This is a genomic window from Bacteroides xylanisolvens (genome assembly GCF_018289135.1).
GTDB classification, from domain to species: Bacteria; Bacteroidota; Bacteroidia; order Bacteroidales; family Bacteroidaceae; genus Bacteroides; species Bacteroides xylanisolvens.
Genome location: NZ_CP072216.1, coordinates 2,829,017 through 2,852,003 on the forward strand (window position 1 = coordinate 2,829,017; position 22,987 = coordinate 2,852,003).

The 22,987-nt window shown below is 42.2% G+C and carries 19 protein-coding genes; 8 read left to right on the forward strand and 11 right to left on the reverse strand.

Going from position 1 to position 22,987, the window contains the following annotated elements:
* Positions 1–84: 84 nt before the first annotated feature.
* The 4 genes from INE92_RS12080 to INE92_RS12095 all read right to left on the reverse strand — a co-directional run bounded on the left by INE92_RS12080 (position 85) and on the right by INE92_RS12095 (position 4,467).
* On the reverse strand, positions 85–1,788 hold the full coding sequence (locus tag INE92_RS12080; protein WP_195436365.1) for a phosphoethanolamine transferase: 1,704 nt from the start codon (positions 1,786–1,788) through the stop codon (positions 85–87).
* A complete protein-coding gene (locus tag INE92_RS12085; RefSeq protein WP_195436366.1) occupies positions 1,775–2,974 on the reverse strand; it encodes a BamA/TamA family outer membrane protein in 1,200 nt (399 codons plus the stop codon). The genes INE92_RS12080 and INE92_RS12085 overlap by 14 nt, the downstream gene beginning before the upstream one ends.
* A gap of 89 nt (positions 2,975–3,063) precedes the next feature.
* On the reverse strand, positions 3,064–4,077 hold the full coding sequence (locus INE92_RS12090) for a threonine aldolase family protein (protein WP_008025896.1): 1,014 nt from the start codon (positions 4,075–4,077) through the stop codon (positions 3,064–3,066).
* Between the two features lie 171 nt (positions 4,078–4,248).
* Complete coding sequence (locus tag INE92_RS12095) at positions 4,249–4,467, reverse strand: winged helix-turn-helix domain-containing protein (protein ID WP_004313999.1); 219 nt, start codon at positions 4,465–4,467, stop codon at positions 4,249–4,251.
* Positions 4,468–4,703: 236 nt separating this feature from the next.
* On the opposite strand from INE92_RS12095, the gene INE92_RS27305 reads away from it, so the two are divergent.
* The 4 genes from INE92_RS27305 to INE92_RS12115 all read left to right on the forward strand — a co-directional run bounded on the left by INE92_RS27305 (position 4,704) and on the right by INE92_RS12115 (position 8,958).
* A complete protein-coding gene (locus INE92_RS27305) occupies positions 4,704–6,443 on the forward strand; it encodes a thiamine pyrophosphate-dependent enzyme (protein WP_032812123.1) in 1,740 nt (579 codons plus the stop codon).
* A gap of 155 nt (positions 6,444–6,598) precedes the next feature.
* The gene (locus INE92_RS12105; protein WP_008025892.1) at positions 6,599–7,516 is read left to right on the forward strand and encodes a DUF2157 domain-containing protein; all 918 of its coding nucleotides are present in this window, start codon (positions 6,599–6,601) and stop codon (positions 7,514–7,516) included.
* Entirely contained in the window at positions 7,500–8,474 is a 975-nt protein-coding gene (locus INE92_RS12110) for a DUF4401 domain-containing protein (RefSeq protein WP_195436368.1), read from the forward strand. Before INE92_RS12105 ends, INE92_RS12110 begins: the two co-directional genes overlap by 17 nt.
* Positions 8,461–8,958 (forward strand): GDYXXLXY domain-containing protein, encoded by a 498-nt coding sequence (locus tag INE92_RS12115; RefSeq protein WP_004314003.1) that lies wholly within the window; start codon positions 8,461–8,463, stop codon positions 8,956–8,958. The genes INE92_RS12110 and INE92_RS12115 overlap by 14 nt, the downstream gene beginning before the upstream one ends.
* A 286-nt stretch (positions 8,959–9,244) precedes the next feature.
* Here INE92_RS12115 and INE92_RS12120 read toward each other — a convergent pair whose 3' ends face one another.
* The 4 genes from INE92_RS12120 to INE92_RS12135 form a co-directional block, all read right to left on the reverse strand.
* Positions 9,245–12,097 (reverse strand): PL29 family lyase N-terminal domain-containing protein, encoded by a 2,853-nt coding sequence (locus tag INE92_RS12120; protein WP_195436369.1) that lies wholly within the window; start codon positions 12,095–12,097, stop codon positions 9,245–9,247.
* A gap of 374 nt (positions 12,098–12,471) precedes the next feature.
* The gene (locus tag INE92_RS12125) at positions 12,472–13,410 is read right to left on the reverse strand and encodes a tyrosine-type recombinase/integrase (RefSeq protein ID WP_008025888.1); all 939 of its coding nucleotides are present in this window, start codon (positions 13,408–13,410) and stop codon (positions 12,472–12,474) included.
* A gap of 161 nt (positions 13,411–13,571) precedes the next feature.
* A complete protein-coding gene (groL, locus tag INE92_RS12130) occupies positions 13,572–15,209 on the reverse strand; it encodes a chaperonin GroEL (RefSeq protein WP_015531568.1) in 1,638 nt (545 codons plus the stop codon).
* A gap of 43 nt (positions 15,210–15,252) precedes the next feature.
* Entirely contained in the window at positions 15,253–15,525 is a 273-nt protein-coding gene (locus INE92_RS12135) for a co-chaperone GroES (protein ID WP_004314007.1), read from the reverse strand.
* Between the two features lie 244 nt (positions 15,526–15,769).
* On the opposite strand from INE92_RS12135, the gene INE92_RS12140 reads away from it, so the two are divergent.
* Positions 15,770–16,819 (forward strand): L,D-transpeptidase, encoded by a 1,050-nt coding sequence (locus INE92_RS12140; protein ID WP_195436370.1) that lies wholly within the window; start codon positions 15,770–15,772, stop codon positions 16,817–16,819.
* Between the two features lie 410 nt (positions 16,820–17,229).
* Here INE92_RS12140 and INE92_RS12145 read toward each other — a convergent pair whose 3' ends face one another.
* The 3 genes from INE92_RS12145 to INE92_RS12155 all read right to left on the reverse strand — a co-directional run bounded on the left by INE92_RS12145 (position 17,230) and on the right by INE92_RS12155 (position 18,789).
* Entirely contained in the window at positions 17,230–17,937 is a 708-nt protein-coding gene (locus INE92_RS12145) for a DUF5039 family protein (protein WP_151923804.1), read from the reverse strand.
* Between the two features lie 59 nt (positions 17,938–17,996).
* Positions 17,997–18,545 (reverse strand): NUDIX hydrolase, encoded by a 549-nt coding sequence (locus tag INE92_RS12150; RefSeq protein WP_004314010.1) that lies wholly within the window; start codon positions 18,543–18,545, stop codon positions 17,997–17,999.
* A gap of 70 nt (positions 18,546–18,615) precedes the next feature.
* Positions 18,616–18,789, reverse strand: coding sequence for a hypothetical protein (locus INE92_RS12155; protein WP_008015767.1), 174 nt, complete (start codon positions 18,787–18,789; stop codon positions 18,616–18,618).
* Positions 18,790–18,936: 147 nt separating this feature from the next.
* On the opposite strand from INE92_RS12155, the gene INE92_RS12160 reads away from it, so the two are divergent.
* From INE92_RS12160 to hydG, 3 genes are read left to right on the forward strand one after another with little or no spacing between them, the layout of a single operon-like run.
* Positions 18,937–20,406, forward strand: coding sequence for a 4Fe-4S dicluster domain-containing protein (locus INE92_RS12160; protein ID WP_128859260.1), 1,470 nt, complete (start codon positions 18,937–18,939; stop codon positions 20,404–20,406).
* Complete coding sequence (gene hydE / locus INE92_RS12165) at positions 20,387–21,463, forward strand: [FeFe] hydrogenase H-cluster radical SAM maturase HydE (protein ID WP_151936702.1); 1,077 nt, start codon at positions 20,387–20,389, stop codon at positions 21,461–21,463. Before INE92_RS12160 ends, hydE begins: the two co-directional genes overlap by 20 nt.
* A 52-nt stretch (positions 21,464–21,515) precedes the next feature.
* Complete coding sequence (gene hydG, locus INE92_RS12170) at positions 21,516–22,937, forward strand: [FeFe] hydrogenase H-cluster radical SAM maturase HydG (protein WP_165861517.1); 1,422 nt, start codon at positions 21,516–21,518, stop codon at positions 22,935–22,937.
* Positions 22,938–22,987 lie beyond the last annotated feature (50 nt).

Below are 22,987 nucleotides of genomic sequence, written 5' to 3' on the forward strand. Positions count from 1 at the left end.
TTTAATCGTTCATACATCATACGGCAAATAACACGCCAATCCCATTTTTGGATGCAAAAATTAACAAGGATTAATACCTAATACTTAATACTTGATATTCCTCTTTTCCAGCATCTGGAAGTCTTGCTTCTTCATGCCCAAATCATCCAACGGACGGGGATCATTGTGATCGTTCAGATAAACCCTCGGTTTCAGGACGTAGTGCGAAGCCGTCACAGCCTGCGAATCATCCCGGTAAGGAGTTTCTATTCCGCCTAAAGACAGCATGGTCGGGAAGAAAGAGCTGCTGGAAGAAACATTCTTATCCTTATTTTCAATAGCAGTATTCCAACGTTCGGGATACGTTTCGCGGTAGTCATCGGACATCCAAATCAGGAATGGCACATGAAGCTGATAATAAGAAGGTACGGGAGAAGCGTGGAGGAACAGATGACGGGAATCGTCGAAAATGTCCTCTCCATGATCGGAAGTGTAGAGCATGGCGGCATCTACCTGCTGTTTTTCCAACATACGGATAAGTCGTGACAGAAAATCATCCGTGTAACGAATAGAGTTGTCATAGGCATTCACCAGGTTATCCCGGTATTTTCTCTCTGCTTCCATCGGATAATCGGGCGTAAAGAAAGCATCTTCCGACGGGTAACGTTCGCGATAGTTAAAGTGGGAACCGTAGGTGTGAAGTACGATGAATTGTTTCGTTGCACCTTTCGCCAGTTCCTCCTCCACCAATTTCAGAAGTTCGTCGTCAGAAGGATTATAGGTAGAACTGACCGAATCTTCTTTTATAAAATCATACGTATCGGCTTCCATTCCGAAGAAGTCGATAAATGAATGGTTGTAACGTTGGTTGGAGAAAAAAGCCGTCCGGAATCCTGCCTCTTTGAAAGCGGTGATGATTCCTTTTTGATGGTAGATAGAGTCGTAGTTGCAGGCAGTAGCATCCGACATCAGCATGGGGACACTTTTATGTGTCGTATTCGACTCTGTCAACACTTTTGGGAAAGCAATCAGACCCGTTTGCCGGGATAAGAGCGGGTTCGTTTCACGTTCGTAACCATACAATTGCCAGTTTAGGGCACGAGAGGTTTCTCCTATGACCATTACATATACTTCCCGTTTTCCCTCCGGATGAGTAGGCCGGGCATGGAAAGTAAAGTCTTTGGATGTACGGTGGTAATCCCGTGTCAGAGCTGTTCTTTGAAAGGCAAGACCTACGTTGTAGCATACGTTTAGCGGGTATAAATCAGATTTCAACTCATATCCCGAATCCTGCACATAGGCTCCGACAAGACTAAGGAGGGAGATTCCAAAGACCAGGAAGGCTCTCTTCCGTTCCCTGCGAATGAACTCTACCGTAAGTTTCCGTTTACGTATAATTGAAATCATCCCTAATATCAGGGCAGGTACATAGAGTATGATTACAGCAATAATGGCAGGTGTGAGATTATCGAGCAGTTCCAATGCCTCACTCGAATTGGTGGTGACCAGATTCAAAAACATATCGACAGCGATAATGGACTGGCCGAATAAATAAAGCAACACGATCTGAAAGGCTCCGAAGAACAGGAACAGGAATAAAATCCACAGCATCTTGCCGCAATTCCTCGACAAAGTCATCAACAGGTAATAGCAACCGAAAGGTAACAACACATTGGCGACTTTTGCCATAAATGGTAAAGGTTCTGTAAAACAGAGTACCATATTAGGTACTATCAAGATAAACAGGAACAGATAAAACAGATGTTCCTGATTTTCCAACCAATTCTTTATATTTTTAAAAAGCTTCATTGATGTTAAAAATAAATCCGGTCTGGTGTTTGCCAAACCCTAAATCCAAACGTACATTTACTCTCTTCTTAAATTCCCAACGATACCCGAAGCCATAATTAGGCAGAATGTGTTTCGGGGTGAACTCGGAAAGTCGTGGAAAAATCGTTCCCGCTCCTGCCCATACAGCCACTCCATTTCGCTTCCAGACGTGTTGCCGGAGTTCTATTTGCGCATCCATTGCTCCCTTGTCCCGATAGCGTCCTTCGTAATATCCGCGCATGGAGTAAGAGCTTCCCAGCGTTGCCATCAATCCCCACGGGGTATCGCCATAGGTAAGCAATGTATGGAATTGTCCTGCCAACACTCCGCCTTTCCATACGGGCTGATAATAGCTGGTAATCAGTTCGGTGCTGCTAAACGCATATTTATTGCCGAGAAAAGCCGGGCTGAATCGCTGGTCTATCCGCAAGTAATAGCCGTGAAATGCATTTGTCAGGAAATCACGTGAATCGTAAAGGAGGGAAAGCCCCAGGCTGGTATTGGTGGTCCGGGCCGCCATTCCTTCCCATAGTTCCGGTTTATCAAAGTCCCGTCCGTTGATATAATCGAATATGGTCATCGGGCCGATGTAGAAGTTCTTTGCCAGCCGGAACATAAAATCGACTTTCACCTGTGCTTGAAAACGTTTATAGTCGCTTTCATTATCAGAGTTGGCTCCATTGTCATATCCCCGTCCCCAATACAGGCTGGGGAAAGAATAGAAATAGAGATTGTAATTCAAGCGGTATTTGTCTTGTGGAAACAGATGGTTCCCACGGACTCCCAACAGGTAGAAGCCGACCGTCGACACATCTCCGTAAAGAGAGACATTGGAGGGAGGAAGAAGCGAATCGTTCCGATCGGTGCGATATAGTCCGGCTGCCACCAGTCCGAGTCCGAACTTTGTGTCACTGGAATAGTGGGGACCGCCTATCACACTGAAATCAAACTTTTTATTCTTTTTTTCCTTATTGGCGTCATTGAAGTAATCAAGAAACTTTTTAAAGAAGCTGCGCTTTGCCGGAACAGAATCTTTCATGGTTACAGATATAGAATCCTCCGGCAGTTCAATTTTAGTAGAATGCAGCTGTGCGCCCAACGGGGTTTGTGTCAACAACAAAAGCGCGAATATGATTAGCCTGTTCTGTCTAGTATTCATAATCATAAGAAGTAGAAAACTTTGCGGACAAAGTTAGTTTCAAACTTCTTATTACAACAGAGTTTCAGAGGCTTTTGTTGTCCTGAATTTCCTTTTTAACGTTTCAAAAGTCCTATAAACTCGTCCACATCTTCTTCTGTTGTATCAAAAGAAGTTACCAAGCGGATTTCATCCTTCTCTTCGTTCCAGAAATAAAAGAAATAAGACTCCAGCATCCGGTCGATAACCGGGCGGGGCAGGATGAGGAATAGTTGGTTGCTCTCGGCTTTTTGAGTAAAAGTGACTTCGGGCAGTTTCTCTAATTCCACACGAAGTTTGGCAGCCATCGCATTGGCGTGGCTGGCATTCTTCAGCCAAAGGTCGTCAGTGAGGTATGCCGTAAACTGGCAAGAGAGGTAACGCATCTTCGAAGCGAGCTGGGCGGATTGCTTACGGATGAAACGGGCTTCCGGTTGCAGGTCTTTATTAAATACAATCACGCACTCTCCCATCATCAGTCCGTTCTTCGTTCCGCCGAAACTAAGAATATCGACTCCGCAATCCACCGTCAGTTCTTTAAGGGAAAGATTCAGGGCGGCACAGGCATTGGCTATTCTGGCTCCGTCCATGTGTACATACATACCATTCAGATGGGCAAAGTCAGTCAGGCGTTTCAACTCTTCGGGAGTGTAGATGGTGCCAAGTTCCGTACATTGGGAGATGTAGAGAGCTCTAGGTTGCGAATGGTGTTGGTCGCCGAAACCGTGCAGGTAAGGTTGCATCAATTCCGGGGTAAGTTTACCGTCAGGAGTAGCAATCGGGCGAATCTGACAACCTGTCATTTTCACAGGAGAGCCACACTCATCGACATAGATATGAGCAGTTTCCGCACAAAAGATAGAATGATACGGGCGGGTCATCAGTTGCAATGCTACCACATTGCTGCCTGTTCCGTTGAATACAAACAAAGGGACACAGTTCGGGGTGAAGGTTTCTTTAATCTTCGCTACGGCTTCTTCTGTCCATTTGTCATCGCCATATCCTAAAGAATGGTCTATATTGGCCCGGTTCAAGGCTTCCATTACCAACGGATGCACACCGGAATTATTGTCAGAGGCAAAACTTCTCATTGTTTCTTGCATTTTAATTCGTGGTGCAAAGTAACAGAATTATTTCCGGAAATCAATTGAAAGGAAGATACATTAAAAGGAAAAAGGATAAAAAACGAGAATCTCCGAAGGACTGATCGGGCTGTCATCCCTCCGGAGATTCTGCTGTTTTCGTTAAAGTGCCAAATTCTTTTAGCCAATATAAACATTCACACAGAGATATACATAGAGTTCTTCATCACACTGATCGAACTCAATCTTGTTCTCTCTTGACAACCACCCTAAAGCGGCACCCAGCTCTTTATCTTTCAACCCGGATTTTCTCTTCAGAAGTCCGTAGCTCCACTTTTCGTTATTGCTAAGCAGTTGCCAAACCTTACCGGCATTTACACCGATTTCATTTCTATTCATTTTTCTAGAGTAATTAAGAGGTTTAATACATTAGGTTAAGATTTCGCCTATAAAGATAACAAAAGGATATTGCATTTGTTTATACGTCTTTACTAAAAAGTTGTTACAGAATTATTTTTAACATAAAAGCGGTGATGTGTCCCGACACAAAGGCGTTATTAGCATATGTTAAATTAGAACTTTTCCTTGCAGACAGCTGTTATTACATAAAAATCAATCCTAAACCAATTACAGCTATGGCAAAAAAAATAGCAGAACAACTGATAGATACTTTGGTTAAATCCGGAGTTGAACGCATTTACGCCGTAACAGGCGACAGTCTGAATGAGGTAAACGAAGCAGTCAGAAAAAACGATCAAATAAAATGGATACATGTGCGCCATGAAGAAACAGGAGCGTATGCCGCTGCTGCAGAAGCACAACTGACCGGCCGTCCGGGATGCTGCGCAGGAAGTAGCGGACCGGGACACGTTCATCTTATCAACGGTTTGTATGACGCGCACCGTTCCGGGGCACCGGTAATCGCCATCGCTTCTACGATTCCTACCGGAGAATTCGGTACGGAATATTTTCAGGAGACGAATACAATCAAACTTTTTAACGATTGCAGTTATTATAATGAAGTAGCCACTACTACCAGGCAATTTCCACGTATGCTCCAATCGGCCATACAAACGGCTGTCACCCGTAAAGGGGTGTCCGTCATCGGGCTACCGGGAGACTTGGCAAAGGCTTCTGCCGTTGCTGTCGACTCGTCAGTCCGGAACTATCCTGCCCCACCGGAAGTTTGCCCGTCGGAAGAAGATTTGGCTCAATTGGCCGACTTGCTAAACAAACATACGCGTATCACTCTTTTCTGCGGCATCGGTTGCCGGGGAGCTCACGAGGAAGTAATCGCGCTTTCCGAGAAGCTGAATGCTCCGGTGGTATATACTTTCAAAGGAAAGATGGAGGTGCAATATGAGAATCCGTATGAAGTGGGTATGACGGGATTGTTGGGAATGCCTTCGGGATATTACAGTATGCATGAAGCTGAAGTACTTCTCATGCTCGGCACTGACTTTCCGTATTCTGCTTTCCTGCCGGATGACATCAAGATAGCCCAGATTGACATAAAGCCCGAACGTCTGGGACGTCGTGCAAAGGTGGATATCGGACTTTGCGGAGACGTCAAACTTAGCATCCAGTCTTTATTGCGTATGCTGAATCCGAAAACGGATGATTCTTTCTTACTGAAACAACTCAAAAGATACGAGGGAGTAAAGAAGGATTTGGCCGCTTACACAGAAGATAAAGGGGGCGTAAATAAGATTCATCCCGAATATGTGATGTCTGAAATAGACAAACTAAGTTCGGACGATGCTGTGTTTACGGTAGATACGGGAATGACTTGTGTATGGGGAGCACGTTATCTGCAAGCAACGGGCAAACGCCACATGCTGGGTTCCTTCAATCATGGTTCGATGGCAAATGCGTTGCCGCAAGCTATCGGTGCCGCGTTGGCTTATCCGGATCGTCAGGTGGTTGCGCTTTGCGGAGATGGCGGATTATCGATGACTTTAGGAGACTTGGAAACCGTTGTACAATATAAGTTGCCGATTAAAATCATCGTATTCAACAACCGTTCATTGGGAATGGTGAAGTTGGAAATGGAAGTAGACGGACTGCCGGACTGGCAAACGAATATGTTGAATCCTGACTTCGCCCAAGTGGCCGAAGCAATGGGAATGACCGGATTTAATGTCAGCGATCCGGAAGAAGTGTTGACTACTTTATTGAATGCATTCGAGTTGGATGGTCCGGTACTTGTTAATATCATGACCGATCCGAACGCACTAGCCATGCCTCCTAAAATTGAATTCGGGCAAATGGTGGGCTTTGCGCAGTCAATGTATAAGTTGTTAATCAACGGCCGTTCACAAGAAGTGATTGATACGATCAATTCTAACTTTAAACATATACGGGAGGTATTTTAAGTTATTCTATTTTTAATATTTTCATTACCTCTCTCAAAGTATGACTTGCTATTATTGTCTATTGCAATAAGGTAAGTCATACCTTTTTATAGTCTATCTTGAGGTGATAATCATTTTATTTTCTTATGTTTGTAATCATCAAAAAGTAAAAACACATGGAAAAGACCGACTCTTCGCCTTTATCCCGACAAGCACTGTACGCTGATAAAAAACAATGGAATCAATTTCTTTCTGTTTTTTTATTGGCAGTGGGCGTTGGTTTTACAGTGGCAGGCATTATCTTCTTTTTTGCCTACAACTGGGATGAATTACCTAAATTTGCAAAGTTAGGAATAGTAGAGGTGTTATTAATAGCTTCTGTCCTGCTCGCTACATTCACCCGTTGGAATAAGCTCGTCAAACAGATTCTCCTGACTGGAGCTACGTTCCTGATAGGTACGCTTTTCGCCGTCTTCGGACAAATCTACCAAACGGGAGCCGATGCTTACGATCTTTTCCTGGGATGGACTCTTTTCACCATTCTCTGGGCGGTTGCTATCCGTTTCGCTCCGTTATGGCTGACGTTCATCGGATTACTTTGCACTACGATATGGTTGTACAATATACAGATAGCCAGTACCAACTCTTGGGAAATGACTTTGTTGGCTAATGCAGTAACCTGGATATGTGCCTTGACAACGCTCATCACGGAATGGATGAGCGCAAAAGGTCATTTGGACAGAAACAATCGTTGGTTCGTCAGTCTTCTTTCACTGGCTACCATTATACACACCAGTTTTCTGTTAATGATGGCAATCTGCGAAGAGAACGCCATATTGTCTGTTCCCCTCATAAGCACCGTCCTTCTATTCTCTGCGGGACTTTGGTATGGGTGGAAAGTAAAAAGCCTGTTCTATCTGGCTATCATTCCGTTTGCCGCATTAATGATTCTATTGACTACATTCATATCACAAAGCAATCTTAGGGATGTTCAGATATTCTTCTACGGAGGAGTTATTGTCATCACCGGAACAACTTTGCTCATTTACATCATTCTTCATCTAAAAAAGCAATGGTATGGCACAGAAGCATAACCTCACTATTCAAGTCGTATCCATTATCGGAGGAATCCTGACGGCTATTTTCTTTTTGGGATTTCTGGCACTTGCCAGAATCCTCCGCTCCGATATTTCTTGCCTGATTGCCGGAAGTATATTAATTCTCACTACGCTAACAATCAGCCGCATGGTGATCCGGTCTTTTCTGGATGCAATGAACATCACTTTATACATAGCCGGATGTGTATTGATTGGCTTCGGTATAAATACCAGCATTAATCTCCTCTTCATTACACTTATGGGAATCAGTATTCTCACATTCTTATTATCAAGAGGATTTATTCTCCCCTTTCTTTCAGTCATTCTGTTTAATATATCTTTCTTCGGAGAAGCCGCCCATGTCTTTTCTTCGTTTTATCCCTTGCAAATAGCCGTAGTCCCTATCCTTGGAGTGTTTCTATTTACCAACATCTTTGAAAACAAGTTGTTTGAGTGTATAGGAACAGAGAATTACCTTTCCAAATACAAATCATTTCATTTCGGATTATTCGTATCCGGTATCGTCTCACTGGGAGGATTATCAATCAATTACATGATATCAGAAACAAATAGTTGGCTTGTGTCCTGCATACTGTCTGTTTGTATATGGATCGGAATTCTTATCATGGTTCAACGAATCATGCAGGTCATGAAAGTGGATCATCCGGTGAATCAGGTTGGTATCTACATTCTTTGTATTGTTATCTGTCTGCCTACCGTGTTTGCTCCTTATTTATCCGGTAGTTTGTTACTGATTTTAATATGTTTCCATTATGGTTACAAAGCGGAGTGTGCTGCCTCGCTCCTTCTCTTTATCTATGCTGTTTCCAAATATTATTATGATTTGAATTTGAGCCTGCTTACCAAATCCATAACGCTTTTCTTCATCGGAATTGCATGTATTACAGCCTGGTATTTCTTCACTCAAAAAAGAACAAGACATGAAAAAGTATAGCCGAATATTGATTATCGTAAACCTGATACTGCTATTGGGGTATTTCAACTGGTCGGTTTATCAGAAAGAGCAAACCTTGAAAGACGGACAGTTGGTTTTGTTGCAGCTAGCCCCCGTCGATCCCCGCTCTCTTATGCAAGGAGACTATATGAGACTTAACTACAAGGAAGCCTCATCAAATCTGCCAGATGAGCAAACCGACACACGCGGTTATGCCATACTCCGAACGGACAGTAATCAGGTAGGAGAAATTGTACGATTACAAAACACGTTGGAACCTGTAAACGACAATGAGCTAGTCATCAGATATAAAATAATAAATAGACGCCTCTTCCTCGGCGCCGAATCTTTCTTCTTTGAAGAAGGACAGGATACTCTTTATCAAAAAGCCGTATATGGCGGACTGAAAGTAGATGATAAAGGGCAAAGCTTACTCGTGGGATTGTATGATGAGGACTTTCATCTTATTCAATCCGATAAATAAAGACTAATAAGAAAACCCGGACTTTCGCAAGCCCGGGTTTTCTATATTCTCAAAACGTCTCCTTAATCTATAGGGAAATAAGGGACTAGCAAATTGGTTTCTAGTGCAAATAAGGAGACATTATGAAATAAAGAAAAGGGATACCTGTGGGAAATAAGGGAGGTATCCCTTTCTATAAGAAGAACAGAATTGGAAGGATTGACTTTCACAAGCCAAATCCTTCACTCTGTTTCTTCTCGGCGTATTCTTCACACAAGGTGAAGAAGGGTTTTCTTTTTATAGTTACTTAGTTAGCTCCATCAGCTTTCATTACTATCGGACATTTAACTTCTGTAACAGCTCCCCATGTATCTGTAATCTTCACTAAGGCATAACCTTCAACTTTAGATGCAATGGATAGGGTAGTAGCTTTCAATTGTACAGTTAATTCACCTTCAAACGCAACGGGAGTAGAAGTTGCCCCGGCTATTTCAGCATATTTGGCAATCTCTGAACTTAGTTCTATAGTAACATCTGTAACTCTACTATCTCTACTTGTCTTAGCAATTGTTACGGCAACGTCTTTTACATCTTTAACAGTAAAATCAGCAGGTTTAATCTTGAATAATTTTTCAGATTCCTTTATTGACAATACTTTAGCTTTACTAGCAGCAATATCAGGATGTGAACCTTCTTTGATTGCAGATCTTACAGTTAAGTTAAACTCTTTAGAAATTGTAGCCAAACGTTTATTTCCAAACGGCTGGTATGCAATGGTCATACGACGCGTTGAATATACACCATCATTCTTAGTTGATTTGTACAACGGAACTGCAATTACAAAGTTTGTTTTGTTAACTAACCAATTTGCACCCATTTCCGGATTATCATCAGTACCAAAGTTAGGAGCTTTCTCATCAAAAGATATATGTCCCTTATCTTCAGCGCTCATTTCATCAAAGAGTGCATACAAGTCTTGATTTACAACTGCATTAGATTTATCAGGGGTACCATAAGCAATAGCAGTTTCAGAACTTGTGAAATAAGCACTTAACGGTGTAAATGCAAATATACCTGCATTCTTAACTTCCACTTTCACATTTACCTTCTTAATTACTTCATCTCCCAATGTTGGTTGATAGTCCGGATTAATAATTTCCAAAACAGCATTATGCATTACAGCTGCAACCATAGTCGGATTAAATTGGAAGGCAATCTTATATCCTGTAACTTTACCTTTATTATCTGTTATAGTAACAGGTTGCGCACCAACAAGATCAATAGAACCACTTTCATAAGCATACTCATTGCCATTAACAGAAATCTTATCTCCAGCAGCAAATCCAATGCTCTTCAATCTTACAGTAGGTTTCTTCTTGCCAGTAAACTCTTTGTTCAGAATAGCGAATAAATCATCGGTTGAGTTAACAACAAGATCAGAGGTATTATTTGAAGGATCTGTGGCATCTGCACCCTTAGTCAGATTCCAAACAACAGCATCAGCGATAGTAATATCAGCACCCGTGTCATAAGTAAAGTTCACTGTAAAGGTTTTAGCATTACCTCCTTCAACTTTTGTACCGTCTGTTTTCAAGTAATTAACTTTCACTTCAATAGTACCTTGTTTTGTAGGTGAGGAAATAGTATTTGTAGCTTCGTCAAATACAGCACCAATAGCTTCCAAATCAGCTTTTTCAATAGAATAATAATGAGCTGCAACTTTGGACAATTCAGCAGCAAACAATTCATCAAGTTTTGCAGATGATGTATAAACCACATCTACTTCTTTATTAGTAATATCCAAAGCCTCATTTTTAGCAATAACCTTCACATCATAATTTGATATGATGTTATTTCCCCAAGCATCTTTAGCACGTAAAGCATAAGCTATCGCTTTATTATTCAAGTTATTATCGGCTGCTTTATCAGCAATCAAAGAAACTGTAAGATCATAAATTCCCTGATTCCATTTCTTTTCGCCATCCGCACGGGTGGTTAAAGGATTTTCAGAAAGATTCTTTTCTTTTGATAGAACTGTATAACAAACCTCCCCATGAGAATTAATCAATTCAACAGGATATTCAGAGAAGTCAACACTAACCGGATTGATTAATGCATGCATTACAGAGCTATTTGCACCAACTAAAGTAGTAGCTTTTTCTGTAGAACCATAAGTTACATTATGGAACTTAACAGTAGTACCTTTAGCCAATATACCATAATACATTGTTACCTCACTCATACCTTCACTAATTTTTCCATCAGCAATTGACACAACAGTCATGCTTGACAATTTATCAGCTGTTGGCAATATAATAGTTTTATCAGTATAAGTTCCATCTTCATTGAGTGCACCGACATGAAGTTCCCATGCTGGTCTGTCCGCTGCTTCAACAACATATACACTTGTTTGGGCATAATCTCCACGTACTAATTTGCCCTTAGTTCCATCTTCATTTACAGCATTGATATCCCAATAACACCAATAACCATCTTCGTCAATGAAAGGAGATACTCCGTCTGTACCTGCAGCCTGAGAACCTTTTACAAATTTGCCGGCGGCATCATCATAATAATACCAGTATCCATCTTCAATATAAGGAGACTTGCCATTTGTTCCTTCCGTGACTTCGCCGCGGTCGCCTTGTGCTTTATCTCCTTTTACGAAACCGCCCTTTCCATCATTAGCCTTATCATCCCAAAAATACCAATAGCCTTTATCACCATTAGTTCCATCCGCGATGTAAGGTGAATGTCCGTCTGTGGCTTTTGCATACCATCCGGTACCTTTTTTATCAATCAACCATTCTCCGGTCTCCGGATCAATAGTCACTTTCGATCCCGGAGTTCCCTGTCCACCAGCTACTCCCGGAGCACCTGTATCACCCTTGTCACCCTTATCACCTTTAGCACCATTTATGATACTATAAGATTTTCCATCGTTAAATGTTACCTTGAATCCACCAGTAACAGGTTCTACACTCTTCACCCAATTACCAGCATCTACAAATTTCTGCAGATCAGCGATGCTAGCCTTATTAGCATCAATCTGTGTTTGCAGATTGTCAATGTCATCATCGTAGTCTTTACAGCCTACATAGGTGACAGTAGAAAGTGCCAGCGCCCCGAAGAACATCACTTTTACAAATTTTCTTTTCATAACTACTTAAAAATTACATTAATAATATATGATTAAACACTAAGTTTCAATAATAGCATGCCCGTTACTTTGTAGGTAACGGAAGAACCTTTGTCCTGCTCTTCGGGAGTAGTCAATACTGAAAAACGATACGATATGCTACGAAACTTTTTTACCCCTGCTTTTGAAAGCAAGTAGCGGGGAGGGGAAATCTTGTGCAAAATTTAGAAGTTAACAAAGCCCTAATACAAAGAATCCGCGTGTTTTATCTGTCCTATTCCTTTTTTGAGTGGTTTATTAGAAAAAATGTATGATTTCGTTTGGTTGTTTTAAGAAATATGCTCATATTTGCACCGGTATTTATTCCCGTTACCTACAAAGTAACAGACTATTTATCAAGCGATTAATCCACTAATAGTACGCTTCACAAACTCAACGACCTGTCTATTAGCTTCATCTATTTTCTTATTCCTGAAAGGCTTCAGATACGTTTCAGTCACAGTGATGGAAGAGTGTCCCATTGCTTCGGAAATAATACCCGGATGAATCTCACAATAATAGGCTGTCGTAGCCCAAGTGTGACGTGCAGTATAAGAGCTCAATCTATCACCCAATCCCAGTAATTCGCCCAGCAACATCAACTGACGATTGAATGTGCGCAATGCCAACTGATATTCACGATAAGCCTCCGGAGTCCCTTCACGACTCTTTAACAAAGAAAACAGATAAGGAGAAGAACTGTCACGGTTCATATATCTCTTTACCAGAATCATCGCTTCTGCAGTTAGAGTCACCGACAAGGTGCGGCCTGTCTTACGTCTGCGATATGTAATCACATTGTCACGTAAATCACTTTTACGCAAATAGGCGAGATCGACAAAAGGCAAACCGCGCAATAAAAACATAAGGATAAATAATTCCTGTGCCTTGCGTAATGACGGAGAACCGACAAAAGCCTGTGATAACCTGGCAAATACTTTCTTTATATCCTCCTCACCTAACGCACGTTTATGATCGGCACGAGTACCTGTATAAACAGAACGGAACAAGTGAGGAACATAAGGTGCCTTACGAAGATCGACAGCACGATTATAAACTGCACGAAACGTGCGCAAATAAGTGGAGACGGTATTCCAACTACATCCACGACTACGAAGATGCACTTCGAACCCTTTTAACCACTCCGGACTCACCTCATAGAAGGTGAAATCCTCTTTCCCACAATAAGCAATGATGGCATTGAGACTGCTACGGTATACATGGGCAGTACCAAAGTTTCCCTCCATCTGTAGCCCACGGGCTACTTGCTTCATAAATGTTACTACTTTCAACATCTCTCGATTTATTAATAAATTAGACAATAAATATAAGGGTATTCCAACAATCGAACAAATTGAAGGCAGAGATGTTGCAGGAATGCAAAAAAAGAACCACCTTCCCTTATTAGGGAAAGTGGTTCTTATCTTCTTTATATATTCTTAAGCGAAAGCTGGAATTACATCATTCCGCCCATGCCTCCCATTCCGGGAGCGCCCATCGGCATTTCGGGCTTATCTTCCTTCTTTTCTACAATTACACATTCAGTAGTCAGGAACATACCAGCGATAGAAGCTGCATTTTCCAAAGCTACACGAGCAACCTTAGCAGGGTCTACTACACCGGCAGCATGCAAGTTTTCGTAAATGTCCAGACGAGCGTTGTAACCAAAGTCACCCTTGCCTTCACGTACTTTCTGAACAACTACCGCACCTTCTTTACCAGCGTTAGCAACGATCTGACGAAGTGGTTCTTCGATAGCACGTTTGATGATTTCAACACCGGTTGTTTCGTCAGCATTGTCACCCTTCATGCCGTCAATAACATCAATTGCACGGATATAAGCTACGCCACCACCCGGGATGATACCTTCTTCAATTGCAGCACGAGTTGCACGCAAAGCATCATCTACACGGTCTTTCTTTTCTTTCATTTCCACTTCTGAAGCAGCACCTACATAGAGAACAGCTACACCACCTGACAATTTAGCCAGACGTTCCTGCAATTTCTCGCGGTCATAGTCAGACTTAGTTGCCACGATTTGTGCTTTGATCTGTTCGCAACGTTCTTTGATGCTATCTTTGTTACCTGCACCGTTTACAACAGTTGTATAGTCTTTAGTAACTGTAACTTTGTCAGCAGTACCCAACATTTCGATAGTAGCTTGTTCCAGTTTCAAACCTTTTTCTTCGCTGATAACAACACCACCTGTCAGGATAGCGATATCTTCCAACATTTCTTTACGACGATCGCCGAAGCCCGGAGCCTTCACAGCACAGATCTTCAATTGAGAACGCAGACGGTTTACTACCAATGTAGTCAACGCTTCGCTATCTACATCTTCTGCAATTACTAACAGAGGACGACCTGTTTGTACAGCCGGTTCGAGGATAGGCAAGAAATCTTTCAGGTTAGAAATCTTCTTGTCATAGATCAGGATGTAAGGTTTCTCCATCTCACATTCCATTTTTTCTGTATTTGTCACGAAGTAAGCTGACAAATAACCACGATCGAACTGCATACCTTCTACTACACCGATAGTAGTGTCTGTACCTTTTGCTTCTTCGATAGTGATTACACCGTCTTTAGAAACTTTACGCATAGCGTCAGCAATCAATTTACCGATTACCGGGTCGTTGTTTGCAGATACGGTAGCAACTTGTTCGATCTTGTCATAGTTGTCACCTACAGTTTCAGCCTGATCCTTGATTGATTCTACCACTTTGGCAACAGCCTTGTCGATACCACGTTTGATATCCATCGGGCTAGCACCGGCAGTTACGTTCTTCAAACCTTCAGCTACGATAGCTTGTGCAAGAACGGTTGCAGTAGTTGTACCGTCACCGGCATCGTCACCTGTCTTAGAAGCAACTTCTTTTACCAGCTGTGCACCAGTATTCTGGTAAGCATCTGCCAATTCGATTTCTTTTGCTACTGTCACACCGTCTTTTGTGATGTGCGGAGCACCGAATTTCTTCTCAATGATAACGTTACGTCCTTTCGGGCCCAGAGTTACTTTTACTGCATTTGCCAAAGCATCGACACCTTTTTTCAATTGGTCACGGGCATCGATATTGAATAATATTTCTTTTGCCATCTCTTTATTTACTATTTAAAGATTTACTATTTACTATTATTAATTAACCCAAAACAGCGAGAACATCGCTCTGACGCATGATAAGATATTTAGTACCTTCAACGTCAAGTTCTGTTCCGGCATATTTACCATAAAGAACTGTATCGCCTACTTTCAATACCATCTCTTCATCTTTCGTACCGTGACCTACTGCCACAACTTCACCCTTCAAAGGTTTTTCTTTTGCTGTATCAGGAATAATGATACCACCAATTGTTTTTTCTTCTGCAGGTGCAGGGAGGATAAGCACTCTGTCTGCTAATGGTTTAATGTTCATAGTTACTTGTTATATTTTAGTTATACATTTAATTGTAGATGTTATCCACCGTCTTTCAGGCGGAACGCTAAAGTTATTGCGAAAAGCGTGCCAAAGTAAATAAATGATTCTTTGTCAGAAATAGACTGACAAAATGACTGACAACTTGCACTGTATGGCAAAAAAGTATATTTGTCACCTACTTTTTAAACAAAACAAAAGGATTATTCCTTATAATGATGTATATTCGTAAACGAACCATCAAATGCACTGTATAAATAATATGAATAGAATAGCATCCGGCCTCATCATTGCCTCTTGCGTTTTCTACTCCTGCACTTCGCGTACAGGGGGGATTTCTCCTGTACATGAACAACAACAGACAGATTCGCTGTCGCAAGATACAATAACTCAACCCGAGATTAAACCTGTTGAAAAGAAACTCACAGCAGAACAGATACAAATCACCAAAGATTTATTGTATGACCAATATACATTGGAAGACACCTATCCTTATAAAGACACTACCCGGCAATTTCAATGGGACAAAATCAAAGAACGGCTGGCTTTGCTTGAAAATATACAGTTGCAGCCTTCCACTTGGGCAATTCTCCAGAATTACAAAAATAGAAATGGAGAAGCACCGCTTGTGAAGAATTTCAAAAGAAACGCTTACGGACGGGTGGCGGATACTCTCGGCATAGAACGTTACCAATCCGTTCCGCTTTACTTGTTGACCGACACATTAGTGCCCGAACGTTACGGCCAGGATGGAGAACTAACCCGTTTTATCGAAGACGGGGAAAAATTCATAAAAGCAGAGCCAATGTTTACCGGAGATGAATGGATGATTCCTAAAAAGTATGTCAAAGTAATTGGAGATACGATTGTTTTTAACAAAGCTGTTTTCGTAGACCGCCACAATCAGAATATCGCTGCTCTCGAACGTAGCGGAGAAGGGCAATGGATGGTTCGCAGCATGAATCCTTCCACTACGGGACGCCACCTGCCGCCGTATGCACAGGAAACTCCTTTAGGAATGTTTGTATTACAGGAAAAGAAAGCGAAGATGGTATTTCTAAAAGACGGTTCGAAAGAGACAGGAGGTTATGCTCCTTATGCGAGTCGTTTCACGGATGGAGCCTATATTCACGGAGTACCGGTCAATGCTCCCCGCAAGACACAGATAGAATATAGTCCGTCGTTAGGAACGACACCGCGTTCGCACATGTGCGTACGAAATGCAACTTCCCATGCCAAATTCATTTATGATTGGGCGCCTGTAAATGAAACTATTATTTTTGTATTGGAATAAACGTTGAACAAACATACACCACTATTCCCGAATCGCTACTACCTATCGTCCAAAGTATAACTAGAAAAGTTCTTTTCTATAAGGTGAGAACTTGCTTTTCTCTTGGGGAAAAGTTACTTTCCCCTTACCTCAAACTATAACCGCAAGTTCCGGTTATAAAACTGAAAGCTTCAGTTATGTAATCAAAACTTCCAGTTATATAATCAGAACCTTCGGTTATAGTTTACCTTATGCCCTAAACTAGTTTTCTCCCTATGCAAAAGAAGTTTGCATAGGAGGGGAAAGAACTTTTCTATACGTACTTGAGGGGAAAGATAAAGAGGTCTGAACTTTTCAGTCCAGACCTCCCAGTATAGAAAAGGATTTCTCCATCCCGTATTACCTTAATCAATTATGTGTGAAACTCTCTTTTATTTATCTTCAGTCTTACCCAACCCATACCTTGCTCTTGTTATATTCTGAACAAGTTCTCTCTGCACACTTTCCAATGCGTTTATTTCTTTCTGCAACAACTCCAAAGCAGAACCTTTCTGCAATAAATAAGACCGTTCAGCATATTTTATATAAGAAGTCGGAACCTCCTGCTTCTTTTCTTTATAATGGGCAATCACATACCGCAAAGCTTCCGCCCGATATTTGCTGATCGCTTTCCGTTCGGCATAATACAAATCTTTATAAGGATTTTCTTCACTTCTCAATTTCTTCCAGAATGCAGAAAAAGCAGTCGATACAGCATCCTTCTCTTCTTTGGTTACTGCTTCTTTCTGCTTCTTTGTCAGATCCTTATATTCCTTATATGTATTTAGAAACTTATCCAATTCATCTTTGCTGGCTTTGTGCGCCAGTCGGTAAGTTTCCAAAGAAGCAGGCCGTTCATATTCGACAACTGTTTGTAGATAAGGCAAGTCGTTCCAGCTTATATATTTATTATTTGCTTCACAATAATCTGCATAAGCCGCCGCAAGCTGCCAACTATATTCTTTTGTCTTTTGATTCAAATCCTCATTGATAGCGGACAAGTTCTTTTCCATCTCTTGCAAATCCTGCGCTGACACTGTTTGCATACTTCCCCATCCGGAGAGAAACAAACAAAGAATACTCCATAATATAGTTTTCATAATTAGATAATTTAAATTTTCTCCAAAGTTATTATTTCTCTACAGAATTCCAAACGATATTACAGATTTGCTATATATTTCCACAATGGAGCAGCATTCAGCGCTTGCATAATTTCGTTCTTATCAAGCAGGCTTCTCACCTCTTCCAATGTAAGCAGATGTACGCTGATATCTTCAGTAGCTTCCAGATGCTGATGGTCTATCAGTTCTACGTCTGTAGCAAGAAAGCAATAAGTCAGATTGGTATGAGTGCTCGGATTAGCGGAAATCACCATATATTCCTGCCAGTTTCCTTTTCCGTAGCCTGTTTCCTCCCACAATTCACGTTGGGCGGACACTAACGGTGAAGCGTCTTCCTTCTCACAGACACCGGCACAAAGTTCATAACAAGTTCGTTCAATTCCCGGACGGTACTGGCGGACAAAAACAAATTTACCATCTTTTGTAATGGCAATCGTATTTACCCAGTCGGGATACTCAAGAATATAATATTCGGGGATATGGTTACCGTTGGGAAGCAACATATCTTCGCAACGCACAGTCAGCCACGGACGGCGAAATAGATATTTACTACTCACCGTTTTCCAGGCTCTATTCTTTTCTTCCATAAGGTCTGTTTTTTCTTCCGGCAAAAATACAAATTTCCCCCGGGTTATCCTACCTTTCGGTTGCTTGTTTTTATTCGTCTGTGTCGATACAAGTGATCTCTATCCCTTGTATCTGCTCCAGATATTTTTTGGTAGAGCTTACCAAAGAACTTCCCATGTAGAATAAAAACAGCAGGCTGATAATAACCATCAATGCGCCAATCATGGCAAAACGACTACGTTGCTCGAAAATACTGCTATTCATAACTCTGCCTCCTCTAAGTTTTTTTGTCCACCCCAAAGATAACACGCGAGGGCTACAAAAAAGTTACAAGAATGTTTCAAAAAACTTAAATATTGAAATTCTGTTCGTATCTTTGCACCAACTAACTAACAACCTTTTTATTGCAATATGGCATTTACGAATAATATTATGATTGTCCGGCATAAATTGCTGGCAGACCTCGTTAAACTCTGGAAAAACGACGAATTAGTGGAAAAGATAGACCGGCTCCCGATTGAATTGAGTCCACGAAAATCAAAACCCCTAGGACGGTGTTGCGTACATAAAGAACGCGCAGTGTGGAGGTACAAGACTTTTCCTCTGATGGGATTGGATATGACAGACGAACACGACGAAGTTACCCCGCTTTCCGAATATGCGCGATTGGCATTGAGCCGCCCCGAACCGGACAAGGAAAATATCATGTGCGTCATCGACGAGGCCTGTTCTTCCTGTGTACAGATCAATTATGAAATAACCAACCTTTGTCGCGGATGCGTGGCACGTAGCTGTTACATGAATTGCCCCAAAGATGCGATACGTTTCAAGAAAAACGGTCAGGCAATGATTGACCATGACACATGTGTCAGTTGCGGTATTTGTCACAAGAGTTGTCCTTATCACGCTATCGTATATATTCCCGTGCCTTGTGAAGAGGCTTGCCCGGTAAAAGCTATCAGCAAAGATGAACACGGCATAGAACATATTGATGAAAGCAAGTGTATCTACTGCGGAAAATGCATGAATGCTTGTCCGTTCGGTGCTATCTTCGAAATCTCGCAAACATTCGATGTATTGCAACGCATCCGTAAAGGAGAAAAGATGGTTGCCATCGTTGCTCCGTCTATTCTGGGACAGTTTAAGACTTCTATCGGACAAGTGTACGGTGCTTTCAAAGAAATAGGATTTACGGATGTGATCGAAGTGGCCGAAGGTGCTATGGCAACCACCAGCAATGAAGCACACGAATTACTGGAGAAATTGGAAGAGGGACAGAAATTTATGACTACTTCCTGTTGCCCTTCTTATATCGAACTGGTTGAGAAACATATTCCGGATATGAAACCATACGTTTCTACCACCGGATCACCGATGTACTACGCCGCACGGATTGCCAAAGAGAAGCATCCGGATGCTAAGGTTGTGTTTGTCGGCCCTTGTGTGGCTAAACGCAAAGAAGTACGTCGTGACAAAGCAGTGGATTATATTCTGACGTTTGAAGAAATCGGTTCGATTCTCGACGGACTGGGTATTGAACTGGAACAGGTACAGGAGTTCTCTGTATTACATACGTCTGTTCGCGAAGCACATGGATTTGCACAGGCAGGTGGTGTGATGGGAGCTGTCAAAGCTTATCTGAAAGAAGAAGCGGATAAAATCAATGCAATACAAGTGTCGGACATCAATAAAAAGAATATCGCTCTGTTGCGTGCCTGCGCCAAGACAGGAAAGGCTGCGGGACAGTTTATTGAAGTGATGGCGTGTGAGGGTGGATGCATCACCGGGCCAAGTACGCATAATGATATTGTTTCGGGACGTCGCCAATTGGCACAAGAGCTGCTCAAACGAAAAGAGAGCTATGAAACAATGGATCGATAAACTACGGCAGGAAAGAACACTTAGCCCGGAAGAGCTCCGGCAACTGTTGACCGGATGTGACGCAGAAACCCTGCGTTACATCAATAAACAGGCGCAGGAAGTCGCTCTCCGCCACTTCGGAAATAAGATTTATATCCGTGGACTAATTGAAGTCAGCAATTGCTGCCGGAACAACTGTTATTACTGTGGCATCCGAAAAGGAAATCCCAATATCGAACGTTACCGATTGAACCTGGAAAGTATACTGGATTGTTGCCGGCAAGGATATAAATTAGGTTTCCGCACTTTCGTGCTGCAAGGAGGAGAAGATCCCGCACTGACAGACGATCGGATAGAAATGACTGTTGCCCGTATCAGGCAGGATTATCCGGATTGTGCCATTACACTGTCGCTCGGAGAAAAGTCGCGTGATGCATACGAGCGTTTCTTCCGTGCCGGAGCCAACCGTTATCTGTTACGTCACGAAACATATAATGAGTCGCATTACTGGCAACTGCATCCGGCAGAAATGTCCGGCAAACAGCGCCTACAATGTTTAGCGGATTTAAAAGACATCGGCTATCAGACAGGAACCGGAATTATGGTCGGCAGCCCAGGGCAAACAGTAGAACATATCATCGAGGATATCTTGTTCATTGAAAAGCTACAGCCGGAAATGATCGGCATCGGTCCTTTCCTACCCCATCATGATACGCCTTTTGCCCAATATCCCAGCGGAACGGTGGAACGGACGATTCTTCTATTATCGATCTTCCGTTTGATGCATCCATCCGCATTGATTCCGGCAACAACGGCTCTCGCCACTCTTGTTCCTGATGGTAGAGAGCGGGGTATATTGGCAGGTGCAAATGTGGTTATGCCCAACCTGTCTCCCCGGGAGGAACGGAGAAAATATGAATTATACAATGACAAAGCTTCACTCGGAGCGGAATCCGCCGAAGGACTGACTACCTTACAAAAGCAGTTGAATACCATCGGTTATGAGATATCTACCGAAAGAGGCGACTTTAAGTGCACCACAGATTACACGGATTCACACAGATTTATTTCGAATTAAATTTTAATCTGTGTGAATCCGTGTAATCTGTGGTGAAAAAACAAAGAATATTATGATATACCAAAAAGATTCATCCAAAGCAGAAGAGTTTATCCATCACGAAGAAATTTTGGATACGCTGGAATATGCACAGAACAATAAGGATAATCGTGTCCTGATTGAACAACTAATTGAAAAGGCAGCGTTGTGCAAGGGACTGACACACCGGGAAGCGGCCATTCTGCTGGAGTGTAACCAACCTGACCTGATAGAACGTATCTTTCATCTCGCTAAAGAAATCAAACAGAAGTTTTACGGCAACCGTATCGTCATGTTCGCACCGCTTTATTTATCTAATCATTGCGTAAACGGTTGCGTATATTGTCCGTATCATGCCAAAAACAAGACTATTGCACGCAAGAAACTGACACAGGAAGAAATCCGCCGGGAGGTAATTGCTTTGCAGGATATGGGACATAAGCGACTGGCTCTTGAAGCCGGTGAGCATCCGTCACTGAACCCGATAGAATATATTCTGGAATCTATTCAGACGATTTATAGTATCAAGCATAAAAATGGAGCTATCCGCCGGGTAAACGTAAATATCGCAGCCACTACGATAGAAAATTATCGCCGATTGAAAGAAGCGGGTATCGGCACGTATATCTTATTCCAAGAGACTTATCACAAAGATAACTACGAAGCTCTCCATCCCACCGGACCTAAAAGCAATTACGCTTATCACACCGAAGCGATGGACCGCGCGATGGAAGGAGGAATCGATGATGTAGGCATTGGCGTCCTTTTCGGTTTGAATACTTATCGGTATGATTTTATCGGATTATTAATGCATGCCGAACATTTGGAAGCCAAATTCGGTGTAGGGCCGCATACAATCAGTGTGCCGCGCATCTGTTCGGCAGATGACATCGATGCGGAAGATTTCCCGAACGCTATTTCGGATGAGATATTCAGCAAGATTGTAGCTGTTATCCGAATTGCCGTTCCTTATACGGGAATGATTATTTCTACACGTGAATCGCAAGAATCACGCAAGAAAGTGCTCGAATTGGGTATTTCACAAATCAGTGGCGGTTCGCGTACCAGTGTAGGCGGATATGCTGAAACGGAATTACCCGATCATAATTCTGCCCAATTTGATGTGAGCGACACCCGGACATTGGACGAGGTGGTCAACTGGTTGCTCGAACTCGGATATATCCCCAGCTTCTGTACAGCCTGTTACCGGGAAGGAAGGACGGGAGACCGTTTCATGTCATTAGTGAAATCCGGTCAGATAGCAAACTGTTGCGGACCGAATGCCCTGATGACTCTGAAAGAGTATCTGGAAGATTATGCTTCAGAAGATACGCGACAGAAAGGATTGGAACTGGTTCTAAAAGAAACGGAACGAATCCCCAATCCCAAAATCAGGGAAATAGCTATCCGGAATCTCAAAGCAATAGCTGCAGGACAAAGAGACTTTAGATTTTAAATAATACATTGATGTGCTAACATATCAATCTGCCAATTAGCTACGCACGA

Excerpts from the sequence above, each read along its gene's own strand:
- INE92_RS12080 (WP_195436365.1), bottom strand. The coding sequence starts at position 1,788 with ATGAAGCTTTTTAAAAATATAAAGAATTGGTTGGAAAATCAGGAACAT.
- INE92_RS12085 (WP_195436366.1), bottom strand. The coding sequence starts at position 2,974 with ATGATTATGAATACTAGACAGAACAGGCTAATCATATTCGCGCTTTTG.
- INE92_RS12090 (WP_008025896.1), bottom strand. The coding sequence starts at position 4,077 with ATGAGAAGTTTTGCCTCTGACAATAATTCCGGTGTGCATCCGTTGGTA.
- INE92_RS12095 (WP_004313999.1), bottom strand. The coding sequence starts at position 4,467 with ATGAATAGAAATGAAATCGGTGTAAATGCCGGTAAGGTTTGGCAACTG.
- INE92_RS27305 (WP_032812123.1), top strand. The coding sequence starts at position 4,704 with ATGGCAAAAAAAATAGCAGAACAACTGATAGATACTTTGGTTAAATCC.
- INE92_RS12105 (WP_008025892.1), top strand. The coding sequence starts at position 6,599 with ATGGAAAAGACCGACTCTTCGCCTTTATCCCGACAAGCACTGTACGCT.
- INE92_RS12110 (WP_195436368.1), top strand. The coding sequence starts at position 7,500 with ATGGCACAGAAGCATAACCTCACTATTCAAGTCGTATCCATTATCGGA.
- INE92_RS12115 (WP_004314003.1), top strand. The coding sequence starts at position 8,461 with ATGAAAAAGTATAGCCGAATATTGATTATCGTAAACCTGATACTGCTA.
- INE92_RS12120 (WP_195436369.1), bottom strand. The coding sequence starts at position 12,097 with ATGAAAAGAAAATTTGTAAAAGTGATGTTCTTCGGGGCGCTGGCACTT.
- INE92_RS12125 (WP_008025888.1), bottom strand. The coding sequence starts at position 13,410 with ATGTTGAAAGTAGTAACATTTATGAAGCAAGTAGCCCGTGGGCTACAG.
- groL (WP_015531568.1), bottom strand. The coding sequence starts at position 15,209 with ATGGCAAAAGAAATATTATTCAATATCGATGCCCGTGACCAATTGAAA.
- INE92_RS12135 (WP_004314007.1), bottom strand. The coding sequence starts at position 15,525 with ATGAACATTAAACCATTAGCAGACAGAGTGCTTATCCTCCCTGCACCT.
- INE92_RS12140 (WP_195436370.1), top strand. The coding sequence starts at position 15,770 with ATGCACTGTATAAATAATATGAATAGAATAGCATCCGGCCTCATCATT.
- INE92_RS12145 (WP_151923804.1), bottom strand. The coding sequence starts at position 17,937 with ATGAAAACTATATTATGGAGTATTCTTTGTTTGTTTCTCTCCGGATGG.
- INE92_RS12150 (WP_004314010.1), bottom strand. The coding sequence starts at position 18,545 with ATGGAAGAAAAGAATAGAGCCTGGAAAACGGTGAGTAGTAAATATCTA.
- INE92_RS12155 (WP_008015767.1), bottom strand. The coding sequence starts at position 18,789 with ATGAATAGCAGTATTTTCGAGCAACGTAGTCGTTTTGCCATGATTGGC.
- INE92_RS12160 (WP_128859260.1), top strand. The coding sequence starts at position 18,937 with ATGGCATTTACGAATAATATTATGATTGTCCGGCATAAATTGCTGGCA.
- hydE (WP_151936702.1), top strand. The coding sequence starts at position 20,387 with ATGAAACAATGGATCGATAAACTACGGCAGGAAAGAACACTTAGCCCG.
- hydG (WP_165861517.1), top strand. The coding sequence starts at position 21,516 with ATGATATACCAAAAAGATTCATCCAAAGCAGAAGAGTTTATCCATCAC.